This is a genomic window from Oryzisolibacter propanilivorax (genome assembly GCF_900103645.1).
Lineage (GTDB): Bacteria > Pseudomonadota > Gammaproteobacteria > Burkholderiales > Burkholderiaceae_C > Melaminivora > Melaminivora propanilivorax.
Map to the genome: position 1 here is coordinate 498,888 of NZ_FNHP01000001.1, position 10,901 is coordinate 509,788.

General features: G+C 70.3%; 9 protein-coding genes and 1 tRNA gene. 3 read left to right on the plus strand and 7 right to left on the minus strand.

Features of this window, described 5'->3' with window-relative positions:
- Positions 1-16: 16 nt before the first annotated feature.
- From BLQ61_RS02200 to BLQ61_RS02225, 7 genes are all read right to left on the minus strand, one after another.
- Entirely contained in the window at positions 17-508 is a 492-nt protein-coding gene (locus BLQ61_RS02200) for a Na+/H+ antiporter subunit E (protein ID WP_091566164.1), read from the minus strand.
- Complete coding sequence (locus BLQ61_RS02205; protein WP_091566166.1) at positions 505-2,241, minus strand: monovalent cation/H+ antiporter subunit D; 1,737 nt, start codon at positions 2,239-2,241, stop codon at positions 505-507. The genes BLQ61_RS02200 and BLQ61_RS02205 overlap by 4 nt, the downstream gene beginning before the upstream one ends.
- Positions 2,238-2,603, minus strand: a complete 366-nt coding sequence (locus BLQ61_RS02210) for a Na+/H+ antiporter subunit C (RefSeq protein ID WP_091566169.1) — start codon at positions 2,601-2,603, stop codon at positions 2,238-2,240. Before BLQ61_RS02210 ends, BLQ61_RS02205 begins: the two co-directional genes overlap by 4 nt.
- Positions 2,594-5,584 carry a monovalent cation/H+ antiporter subunit A gene (locus tag BLQ61_RS02215; protein WP_091566172.1) on the minus strand — a complete coding sequence of 997 codons (2,991 nt, stop codon included), beginning with the start codon at positions 5,582-5,584 and terminating at the stop codon, positions 2,594-2,596. The genes BLQ61_RS02210 and BLQ61_RS02215 overlap by 10 nt, the downstream gene beginning before the upstream one ends.
- 37 nt (positions 5,585-5,621) lie before the next feature.
- Positions 5,622-5,783 carry a hypothetical protein gene (locus BLQ61_RS17290; protein WP_175488186.1) on the minus strand — a complete coding sequence of 54 codons (162 nt, stop codon included), beginning with the start codon at positions 5,781-5,783 and terminating at the stop codon, positions 5,622-5,624.
- An 88-nt stretch (positions 5,784-5,871) separates the two neighbouring features.
- Positions 5,872-5,947: transfer RNA gene (locus tag BLQ61_RS02220), tRNA-Ala, on the minus strand.
- 124 nt (positions 5,948-6,071) lie between these two features.
- Complete coding sequence (locus tag BLQ61_RS02225; RefSeq protein ID WP_425415595.1) at positions 6,072-6,542, minus strand: C40 family peptidase; 471 nt, start codon at positions 6,540-6,542, stop codon at positions 6,072-6,074.
- A 289-nt stretch (positions 6,543-6,831) separates the two neighbouring features.
- Between BLQ61_RS02225 and BLQ61_RS02230 the strand changes: the two genes are divergently transcribed.
- From BLQ61_RS02230 to BLQ61_RS02240, 3 genes are all read left to right on the plus strand, one after another.
- Entirely contained in the window at positions 6,832-8,016 is a 1,185-nt protein-coding gene (locus BLQ61_RS02230) for a PQQ-dependent sugar dehydrogenase (protein ID WP_245703779.1), read from the plus strand.
- Between the two features lie 51 nt (positions 8,017-8,067).
- Positions 8,068-8,685 carry an isochorismatase family protein gene (locus BLQ61_RS02235; protein ID WP_091566178.1) on the plus strand — a complete coding sequence of 206 codons (618 nt, stop codon included), beginning with the start codon at positions 8,068-8,070 and terminating at the stop codon, positions 8,683-8,685.
- Between the two features lie 299 nt (positions 8,686-8,984).
- Positions 8,985-10,889, plus strand: a complete 1,905-nt coding sequence (locus tag BLQ61_RS02240; protein WP_091566180.1) for a propionate--CoA ligase — start codon at positions 8,985-8,987, stop codon at positions 10,887-10,889.
- The last annotated feature ends 12 nt before the right edge of the window (positions 10,890-10,901 follow it).

Here is a 10,901-nt window from a genome sequence, read left to right on the forward strand (position 1 = left end):
GAGGGGGCTGCGGTGTTCACGACTCGAAGATCTCCATCAGCGGGCGCTCGTAGCGCGTCTTGACGTGCGCGATGATGGCCTGCTCATCGGCCACCTCCAGCACGTGCAGCATCAGGCGCGAGCGGTCCAGCGACAGTTCGGCCCACGACGTGCCGGGCGTGATGCAGACAATCATCGCCAGCACCGCCAGCGCATTCGGGTCGCGCAGCTGCAGCGGGATGACGACGAAGCCCGACGGGTAGCGCGGCGGACCAGGGCGCAGCAGCGCGCGAAGCACGGCGATGTTGGATTCGGTGGTATCCACCATGACAGCGAAGCACAGCCGCAGGATCGCGCCTGGCCGGCGCACGCGCACCTGCTGCGGTCGCAGCGAGGCGAACATCAGGGGCAGCGCCAGCGCCAGGATCAGCGCCAGCAGCAGGTGGCCCATGGACAGCGACTGGTTCAACAGCAGCCAGACGATGAACAGGCCGATGGAGACCAGCGGCGCGGGCAGCAGGCGCTTCATGACGCGCTCCCCGTGGAGGGGGCGCCGTCCGGCGCTGCTGCAGGGGCGGCCGGTGCGGGCGGCGTGGGGGTTGGCCGCGTCTCCAGCACGGCGCGGATGTAGGTGCCCGGGGCGTGCAGCGCGGTGGCCGCGGCCTCGGTGAAGCGCAGCACCGGCTCAGCGCGCAGCGTCAGCGCCACGCAGCCCAGCAGCAGCGCCGCCACCGGCAGGCCTTCCAGCACGTGCAGGCGCGGCGCCAGCCGCTCGGACGCGGCCCAGAAGTGCCGGATGCCGGTGCGCGTCAGCGCCAGCAGCGACAACAGACCGGTGGTGATCATCAGCGCCAGCAGGCCCCACCCGGCTGCGCCCGGGCGCAGCCCAGCGGAGGAACCCAGTCCCAGCGGGTTGAGCAGCGCCGACAGCATGGCGAACTTGCCGACGAAGCCCGACAGCGGCGGAAGGCCGGCGATCACCAGCGTGCACACCAGCCAGGCCAGGCCAAGCAGAGCAGCAGCAGCGGGGATGGCGCGGCCGACCAGCACCTCTTCCTCGTCGTCCAGGTTCAGCCCCGGGCGCGGCACCAGCTCGGGCGTGAGGAAGGGCGCCTCGTTGCCGTCGTCGGCCAGCAGCGGCGTGCCATCGGTACGCCAGCGCTCGACCAGATCGGCCAGCAGGAACAGCGCGGCAATCCCCATGGTCGATCCCGGCAGGTAGTACAGCAGCGCCGCCGTGAGGTGGTTCTGGCCAAAGCCCACGGCCGCCAGCACCGTGCCCGACGAGACCACCGCCGCGAAGCCCGCCAGGTGCACCGGCCGCTGTGACGACCACATGCCGATGCCGCCGAACGCCATGGTCAGCATGCCGGCGCCGATCAGCCACGCGCCGCCGAACAGCGCAGACGCGCCGGCCTCGGCGCCGAACATCAGCGTCCACAGCCGCAGCAGCGTGTACACGCCGACCTTGGTCATCACCGCGAACAGCGCGCCCACCGGCGCCGCGGCGGCGCCGTAGGCCGGCACCAGCCAGAAGTTCAGCGGCCACACCGCCGCCTTGATCAGGAACGCGGTGGCCAGGATGGCGGCGGCGGCGTGCAGCAGCCCGATGTCCTGCTGCAGCACCAGTGGCACGCTGCGCGCCAGGTCGGCCATGTTCAGCGTGCCGGTGATGCCGTACAGCATGGACGAGCCGATCAAAAACAGCGACGACGCCGCCAGGTTGATGGCGATGTAGTGCAGCCCGGATTGCACGCGCGCGCGGCCCGAGCCGTGCAGCAGCAGGCCGTACGAGGCGGCCAGCATGATCTCGAAGAACACGAACAGGTTGAACAGGTCGCCGGTCAGGAAGGCACCCGCCAGTCCCATCAGCTGCAGCTGGAACAGGGTGTGAAAATGCACCCCGGCACGGTGCCAGCGCGTGCCGGCAAAGACCACGGCGCACAGCGCGATGGCGCTGGTCAGCACCAGCATCAGCGCCGACAGCCGGTCCAGCACCAACACGATGCCGAACGGCGCAGCCCAGTTGCCCTGCAGGTACACGCCCATGCCGGTCGGCGCGCTGGCCTGGTTTGACCAGCGCAGCAGCGCCACCGCCACCACCAGCCCCAGCGCGGTGGAGGCGATGTTCAGCGTCAGCTTGGCGCGCTGGCGCTCCTCGCGCATCAGCAGCGTCAGCGTGGCGGTCAGCAGCGGCAGCGCGATCGGCGCCAGCATCAGGTGCGGCATGAAGCGCGCCGCCCACTCGGCCCAGGCGCTCATGGCATCTCCTGGGCGTCGCGCGCGCGCTCGCCATCCACGTGGTCGGTGCCGGTGATGCCGCGCGAGGCCAGCAGCACCACGAGGAACAGCGCCGTCATGGCGAAGCCGATGACGATGGCGGTGAGCACCAGCGCCTGTGGCAGCGGGTCGGCGTAGTGCAGCAGGTCGGTCGGCACGCCGTCCACCAGCACCGGCTCGTGGCCCACGGTCAGGCCCAGCCGGCCCATGCTGAAGATGAACAGGTTGACCGCATACGACAGCAGCGACAGGCCCATGATGACCTGGAAGGTGCGCGGGCGCAGCAGCAGCCACACGCCCGAGCCGGTGAGCACGCCGATGGCCAGCGCCAGGATCAGCTCCATCGGCGCGCCCCCCCGGCCGGCGCGGGCGCCGGCGTGTCGTCGTCGTAGCGGACCACCGCGGACAGCGCCTGCTGCTCGTCCTCCAGCAGGCGCGCATGCCAGCGGTGGCTGCGCACCGACTGGTGGGCGATGGCGGTGAGGATCAGCAGCGTCGCGCCGACCACCAGCGCGAACACCCCGGCGTCGAAAAACATGGCGCTGGCGATGTGCAGCTCGCCCACCAGCGGCAGGCGCACATGCGCCATGTGGCTGGTCAGGAAGGGGTGGCCCAGCGCCACCGCGCCCAGCCCGGTGGCCAACGCCAGCAGCATGCCGGTGGCGATCCAGCGGCGCGGGAACAGGCGCATGTTGGCCTCGACCCAGGCCGTGCCCGAGACGATGTACTGCAGCACCAGCCCGACCGAGAACACCAGCCCGGCGACGAAGCCGCCGCCCGGTTTGTCGTGCCCGCGCAGGAACAGGTACACCGCGACCAGCGCGGTGAAGGGCAGCAGCAGCCGCACCAGCACCGCAGGCACCATCAGGTAGCCGATGGCCGTGTCCTGCGCGTTGCGCGGGTTCAGCAGGTCGGTCTGCAGGTCGGCGGGCAGCCAGCGTTGCTGTTCGGGCAGGTCCATGGTCTCCAGCGCCGGGCGAAAGCGCCGCAGCAGCGCATACACGGTGAGCGCGACGATGCCCAGCACCACGATCTCGCCGAAGGTGTCGAAGCCGCGGAAGTCCACCAGCATCACGTTCACCACGTTGGTGCCGCCGCCGCCGGGCAGCGCCTGCTCTAGGAAGAAGGTCGAGGTGCTCTCGGCGAACGGCCGGCTCATCATGGCGAACGCCAGCCAGGCCATCCCGCCACCGGCGGCCAGCGCGATCCCCAGGTCGCGCAGCCGGCGCCCGCGCGCCAGCAGCGCGCTGGGGTCGGCCGCCGGCAGGCTGGCGTCGCGCCGTGGCAGCCAGCGCAGGCCCAAAAGAATCAGGATGGTGGTCACCACCTCCACCGACAGCTGGGTCAGCGCCAGGTCGGGCGCGGAAAACCACAGGAAGGTGATGCACACGCACAGCCCGGCGCCGCCCATCAGCACCAGCGCCGCCAGCCGGTGGTACTTGGCCTGCCAGGCCGCCGCCAGCGCGCACACCGCGCCTAGCAGCCACAGCAGGACGAAGGCCGGCGACAGCGGGAGCAGCGCGCGCCCTGCGCCGGCCTCGGGGCCGTCGGCCAGCCACACCGGCAGCATGCCGGCGGCCAGCGAGGCCAGCACCAGCCACAGCATCTGCCACTGCAGCCGCTGCGTGGACAGGGCCCGGCGCGCGCAGCGCCCGGCCCAGGTCAGGCGCGCCAGCAACGCCTCGAACAGCGCCTTGCCGCTGATGCGGTACATCAGCGGCGGCGCCTCCATGCGGCCGGCGCGGCGCTGCGCGCGCACGAACAGGTACAGCACCGTGCCGCCGGCCAGGGCCACCACGCTCATGACCAGCGGCGTGTTCACGCCGTGCCACAGCGCCAGGCTGAAGGGAGGCAGCGCGCCTCCGAGCACCGGCAGCGCCGCCGCGTCCAGGAAGCGGCCCACGGCCCAGGCCGGGAAAATGCCGACCACCAAGCAGATCAGCACTAGCAGCTCCACCGGCACGCGCATCCAGTGCGGCGGCTCGTGCGGGGTGTGCGGCAGGTCGCGCGCGGGCGGGCCGCCAAACACGTCGACCACGAAGCGCAGCGAGTACGCCACGCTGAACATGCCGCCCACGGTGGCCGCCGCCGGCAGCAGCACCGCCACCACCGGAGACGCATCCAGGTAGACGGTCTCGGCGAAGAACATCTCCTTGGACAGGAAGCCGTTGAGCAGCGGCACGCCCGCCATGGCCGCGCTGGCCACCGCTGCCAGGGTGGCGGTGACCGGCATCATGTGCCGCAGGCCGGACAGCCGGCGGATGTCGCGCGTGCCGCTCTCGTGGTCGATGATGCCCGCGGCCATGAACAGCGAGGCCTTGAACGTGGCGTGGTTCATGACGTGGAACACCGCCGCCACCGCCGCCAGCCGGCTATTCATGCCGAGCAGCAGCATGATCAGCCCCAGGTGCGAGATGGTCGAGTACGCCAGCAGGCCCTTCAGATCGTTCTGGAAGATGGCCGCGTAGCCGCCGACCAGGAAGGTGCACACCCCCGCGCCGCTGACCAGCCAGAACCAGGCCTCGGTGTCGCCCATCACCGGCCACAGCCGCGCCAGCAGGAACACCCCGGCCTTGACCATGGTGGCGGAGTGCAGGTAGCTGGACACGGGCGTGGGCGCCGCCATGGCGTGCGGCAGCCAGAACTGAAACGGGAACTGCGCGCTCTTGGTGAAGGCGCCCAGCAGCACCAGCACCAGCGCCGTCAGGTACAGCGGGTGGCCGCGGATCAGGTCGGCCGAGTCCAGCACATGGTCCAGGTCGTAGCTGCCGACGATGTGGCCCAGCACCAGCACGCCGGCCAGCAGGCACAGCCCGCCGCTGGCGGTGATGGTGAGCGCCATGCGCGCGCCGCGCCGCGCGTCCTCGCGGTGGTGCCAGTAGCCGATCAGCAGGAAGGAAAACAGGCTGGTCAGCTCCCAGAAGAACACCAGCACGATCAGGTTGCCCGACAGCACCACCCCGGCCATGGCGCCCATGAAGGCCAGGAAGAACGAGAAGAAGCGCGGCACCGGGTCGGACGGCGACATGTAGTAGCGCGCATACAGCACCACCAGCGCGCCGATGCCGAACACCAGCATGGCGAACATCCAGGCGAAGCCGTCCATGCGCAGCGTCAGGTTCAGGCCCAGAGCAGGCAGCCATTCGATGTCCTGGCGCAGCACGCCGCCGTCCTCGATGTGCCTGAACTGCAGCGCCGTCTGCACCGTGCAGAACACTGCGATGATCCCCGCCAGGGTCGACTCGGTATTGCGCGCGTTCGCCGGCAGCACGGCCGCCAGCAGGCTTCCGACAAAGGGCAACAGGACGAGGAATACCAGCGACATGGAGCGCGCATTCTAGGGGCAAGCCCCCGGCGCACTGCTATGAAATCACAAGCGGCAGACGGGGGCTAGGCGCGGGCCGGCGCTGGTTTTGATGCAGGCGGATCAGGGCCGGTGAGAACGCGCCCCACAGCGTCAGCACCGCCAGCGGCCACACCGCAAGGCGGTGGCAGAGCAGCGCGGCGGGACGCAGCGCGGTCATGGTTGAAGCAGCGTCAGGCCGGCGCCTGGCACCCAAATCGCGATCAGCTGGCAAAAGGCGCCTGCAGATAAGGCATGGCGCTGGAGAGTGGTGGAGACGAGGAGGATCGAACTCCCGACCTTCGCATTGCGAACGCGACGCTCTCCCAGCTGAGCTACGTCCCCACAACTGGCAGATGATTGTAGGGACGGAAAGCGGTGTTCGGGGGCGGAAGAGGCTGCTGCCGAGACGCGCCTGGCAGTATGAGCAGATTCAGGATCAAACCTGCGCCGGCACAGGCGCGTGGAATCAGTAGCCGCTGCCGCTGGCCTGCACCAGGGCCTGCGCAGTCAGGCTGTCGGCGTCGCCATCGGCCACGCGGCGCGCGCCGTTGAAGCGGCGCTGCCAGTACGAGGCCTGCATGTCTTCGACCCGCACCTTGGCGCCCGAGCGCGGGGCGTGGATGAACTTGCCTTCGCCCAAGTAGATGCCGACATGGCTGAAGGCGCGGCGCATGGTGTTGAAGAACACCAGGTCGCCGGGCTGCAGGTCCTTGCGGTCGATGACTTCGGTGGCGGCGGCCTGCTCGTTGGCGCGGCGCGGCAGCACCAGGCCCTGCGCCTGCTGGAAGGCGGCGCGCACGAAGCCACTGCAATCGAACCCGGCCTCGGCGCTGTTGCCGCCGCGGCGGTAGGGCACGCCGATGAAGCCCATGGCCGTGGAGATCAGATCGGACGTGCGATCCGCCACGTTGTGGCGCACCTCATCGAACTGCGCCATCAGCGGAGCACGAGTGGACAGGGAAAGAGCGGGGGAAACCGGTTTTTCTTCGGCCGGGGAGGCGTAAGAATTTGCGCAAACCAGTAACAGGAGGCACAACCAGCGAGACATGGGGCGCGAGAGTAGCACAGGGATGCGGCGCGAATTCCTACAAAAATGTAGCAAACGGTTGATTGTTTTCAGCCATTCGTGCCAAACGATTGTCAAATCCGATGGTCCAGGCATTTCTTGCCGGCCCTGGCCGCTTGGCCGGGCAGCGCCTGGGGCGCCCGCCCTGTCCCCTGAAAGGATGACCATGCCGACCTGCTCGCGCCTTCGATTTCGCGCCCTGGCGCTGTGCCTGGCGCTGGCTGGCGCTGCGGCCGTGCCAGCCCAGGACCGGACAACGCTGCAGCCGGCACCGGAGCGCGCGACGCAGCCGGCGTCGGTGGTCGAGGTGGCGCGCGGCCTGGTGCACCCCTGGGCGCTCGCTTTTCTGCCGCAGGGCCGGTTCCTGGTCACCGAGCGCCCGGGCCGCATGCGCGTGGTTGAGGCCGATGGCCGCGTCGGCGCGCCGCTGCAGGGCCTGCCGCCGGTGGCGGCGGGCGGGCAGGGCGGATTGCTGGACGTGGTGACCGACCGGGATTTCGCGCGCAACCAGCGCATCTTCTTTTGCTACAGCGAGCCGGCGCAGGACGGCAGCGGCAGCGGCAGCGGCAACGGCACGGCGCTGGCCAGCGCGCGCTTGGCGCTGGGGGAAGGCGCGCTGCAGGGTGTGCGCGTGCTGTTCTCGCAGCAGCCCAAGGTGGCCAGCCGCAACCATTTCGGCTGCCGCATCGTCCAGGCGCCGGACGGCAACCTGTTCCTGACCCTGGGCGAGCGCTACAGCCGCAAGGACGACGCGCAGAAGCTGGACAATCACCTGGGCAAGGTGGTGCGCCTGTCGCCCGGCGGCGGCGCGGCGCCGGGCAACCCGCTCGCGGGCCGCCCCGGCGCGCTGCCCGAGATCTGGAGCTGGGGCCACCGCAACCCGCAGGGCGCCGCCTGGGGGCCGGACGGGCGGCTGTGGATCCACGAACACGGCCCGCAGGGCGGCGACGAGATCAACCGCCCGCAGGCCGGCCGCAACTACGGCTGGCCTGTCATCACCTACGGCGAGAACTACGGCGGCGGCCCCATCGGCGAGGGCACGCAGCGCGCCGGCATGGAGCAGCCGCTGCACGCCTGGGTGCCGTCCATCGCGCCCTCGGGCATGGCCTTTCTGACGAGCGACCGGTATGGCGACGCCTGGCGCGGCAGCCTGTTCGTCGGCGCGCTGGCGGCGCGGCGCCTGCACCGGCTGCAGTTGGATGCGGACGGCCAGGTGCTGCGCGACGAATACCTGCTGGAAGACCTGGGCGAGCGCATCCGCGACGTGCGCCAGGGCCCGGACGGCTGGCTGTACCTGCTGACCGACAGCGCGCAGGGGCGGCTGCTGCGGCTGGACCCGCCCTGAGACGACAATCGGCCGGATCTTTTTTCGTTTTTCCGCTTTCAAGGACCGCCCATGCTGCTCGACGCCTCGCAATCCCAACTCGTGCTGGTGGACTACCAGGAGCGCCTGATGCCGGCACTGTCCGACGGCGCCGCGGCGCTGGCCAACGCGCGCCGGCTGGCACGCGTCGCGCAGCTGCTGGACGTGCCGGTGTGGGGCACCGAGCAGAACCCCGGGCGCCTGGGCGCCAACGATGCCGAGCTGCGCGCGCTGTGCCGGCGCACGCTGGCCAAGATGCACTTCAGCGCCGTGCCCGACGGTCTGGCCGACTGGCTGCGCCCGCCGGCGAAGCCGCAGCCGCCGCAGGGCGGCAACGCGCGCAGCCTGCCCAAGCACCTGCGCAAGAGCGAGCCGCAGCCACCCGAAGACGAGCGCCCGTCCATCGTCATCGCCGGCTGCGAGACGCACGTGTGCCTGTTGCAAACGGCGCTGGACCTGCTGGACGACGAATTCGAGGTCTGGGTGGTAACCGACGCCTGCGCCTCGCGCACCGAGCGCAACCGCGATGCCGCCTTCGACCGCTTGGCCGGCGCCGGCGCCGAGCTGGTGACCACCGAGATGGTGGCGTTCGAGTGGCTCGGCAGCTGCGAGCACCCGGCGTTCAAGGACATGCTGGCGCTCATCAAGTAATGCCCACTGCCACCGCCACCAAGCACGGCGAGCGGCCCGCCGCCGGCTGTCGCCGTTACCCAGGTGGATGGGCAGGAGAGATGGGAGAAGGCGCTGCCCTTTGCCAGGTTTGCAAGGTTTTATGCCTCTGGCCCTTGGTATGCAAGGGGCTGCAGCTCTCTTTTTGATAGTGAAGGGTCCGCCATGCGCCTGTCGGCTGGCGTCAGCTTGCCGCAAGCGGCCCATGAATAATTATGAATTTTGAGTGACCTGCCGCCGCGCACATCGTGCGGCGTGCCCAGCCCCACAGGAGACGCCCCATGGCCAGCGCACAGATCGACTACGCCGAGTTCTACCGCCGTTCCATCGACGACCGTGACGCCTTCTGGGGCGAGCAGGCGCGGCTGATCGACTGGCACACGCCGCCGGCGCGCATCTGCGACTACGACCAGCCGCCGTTCGCGCGCTGGTTCGCGGGCGGCACCACCAACCTGTGCCACAACGCGGTGGACCGGCACGTGGCGCAGCGCGGCGAGCAGGCGGCGCTGATCGCCATCTCCACCGAGACCGGCAGCGAAAAGACCTACAGCTACGCCGAACTGCAGCGCGAGGTGCAGCGCATGGCGGCGGTGCTGCAGTCGCTCGGCGTCGGGCAGGGCGACCGGGTGCTGATCTACATGCCGATGATCGCCGAGGCAGCATTCGCCATGCTGGCCTGCGCCCGCATCGGCGCCATCCACTCGGTGGTGTTCGGCGGCTTCGCCTCGTCGTCGCTGGCCAGCCGCATCCAGGATGCCGCGCCCAAGGTCATCGTCAGCGCCGATGCCGGCTCGCGCGGCGGCAAGGTGGTGGCGTACAAGCCGCTGCTGGACGAGGCGATCGCGCTGTCGCCGCACCAGCCCGGCGCGGTGCTGCTGGTCGACCGTGGTCTGGCCGAGGCGCCGATGACCGCCGGGCGCGACCACGACTGGGCGGCGCTGCGCGCGCAGCACCTGGATGCCCGGGTGCCCTGCACCTGGGTCGATGCCACGCACCCCAGCTACATCCTGTACACCAGCGGCACCACTGGCAAACCCAAAGGCGTGCAGCGCGACACCGGCGGCTACGCCGTGGCGCTGGCGGCCAGCATGCGCCACATCTTCCAGGCCAGCGCCGGCGACACCTACTTCTGCACCAGCGACATCGGCTGGGTGGTGGGACACAGCTACATCATCTACGGCCCGCTGCTGGCCGGCATGGCCACGGTGATGTACGAAGGCCTGCCGATCCGGCCGGACGCGGGCATCTGGTGGAGCATCGTCGAGAAATACCGGGTGACGCACATGTTCTCCGCACCCACGGCGGTGCGGGTGCTGAAAAAGCATGACCCCGAGTACCTGCGCAAGTACGACATCTCCAGCCTGCGCGCGCTGTGGCTGGCCGGCGAGCCGCTGGACGAGCCCACGGCCACCTGGATCAGCGACGCGCTGCGCATCCCGATCATCGACAACTACTGGCAGACCGAGACCGGCTGGCCGATTCTCACGCTGTGCAACGGCGTGCAGCCGCAGCTCTCGCGCTTCGGCAGCCCGGGCAAGGCCGTCTACGGCTACGACGTGAAGCTGATCGACGAGGCCAGCGGCGCCGAGCTGACCGGGCCGAACCAGAAAGGCGTGCTGGCCATCGAGGGCCCGCTGCCGCCCGGCTGCCTACAGACCGTGTGGGGCGACGACGAGCGCTTCGTCAATACCTACTGGAAGAGCATCCCCGGCCGGCTGATCTACAGCACCTTCGACTGGGGCATCCGCGACGCCGACGGCTACTACTTCATCCTCGGGCGCACCGACGACGTGATCAACGTCGCCGGCCACCGCCTGGGCACGCGCGAGATCGAGGAGTGCATCGCCGGCCATGTGGCCATCGCCGAGGTGGCGGTGGTGGGCATCGCCGATACCCTGAAGGGCCAAGTGGCGCTGGCCTTCGCCGTGCCGCGCGACGCCGGCGCCGTCGTCGAGGACGCCGCGCGCCTGCGCCTGGAGGGCGAGGTGATGAAGCAGGTCGACGCCCAGCTGGGCGCCGTGGCGCGGCCGGCGCGGGTGCTGTTCGTCTCGGTGCTGCCGAAGACGCGCAGCGGCAAGGTGCTGCGCCGCGCGCTGCAGGCCGTGGCCGAACGGCGCGACCCGGGCGACCTGACCACCATGGAAGACCCGGCGGCGCTGCAGCAGATCAAGGAACTGGTGGGGTAGCCGCCTTTCGCT

What these genes read in the sequence shown, in the direction of transcription:
- BLQ61_RS02235 (WP_091566178.1), top strand. Translation starts at nt 8,068, where the DNA reads ATGCTGCTCGACGCCTCGCAATCCCAACTCGTGCTGGTGGACTACCAG.
- BLQ61_RS02215 (WP_091566172.1), bottom strand. Translation starts at nt 5,584, where the DNA reads ATGTCGCTGGTATTCCTCGTCCTGTTGCCCTTTGTCGGAAGCCTGCTG.
- BLQ61_RS02225 (WP_425415595.1), bottom strand. Translation starts at nt 6,542, where the DNA reads ATGGCGCAGTTCGATGAGGTGCGCCACAACGTGGCGGATCGCACGTCC.
- BLQ61_RS17290 (WP_175488186.1), bottom strand. Translation starts at nt 5,783, where the DNA reads ATGACCGCGCTGCGTCCCGCCGCGCTGCTCTGCCACCGCCTTGCGGTG.
- BLQ61_RS02230 (WP_245703779.1), top strand. Translation starts at nt 6,832, where the DNA reads ATGACCATGCCGACCTGCTCGCGCCTTCGATTTCGCGCCCTGGCGCTG.
- BLQ61_RS02200 (WP_091566164.1), bottom strand. Translation starts at nt 508, where the DNA reads ATGAAGCGCCTGCTGCCCGCGCCGCTGGTCTCCATCGGCCTGTTCATC.
- BLQ61_RS02205 (WP_091566166.1), bottom strand. Translation starts at nt 2,241, where the DNA reads ATGAGCGCCTGGGCCGAGTGGGCGGCGCGCTTCATGCCGCACCTGATG.
- BLQ61_RS02240 (WP_091566180.1), top strand. Translation starts at nt 8,985, where the DNA reads ATGGCCAGCGCACAGATCGACTACGCCGAGTTCTACCGCCGTTCCATC.
- BLQ61_RS02210 (WP_091566169.1), bottom strand. Translation starts at nt 2,603, where the DNA reads ATGGAGCTGATCCTGGCGCTGGCCATCGGCGTGCTCACCGGCTCGGGC.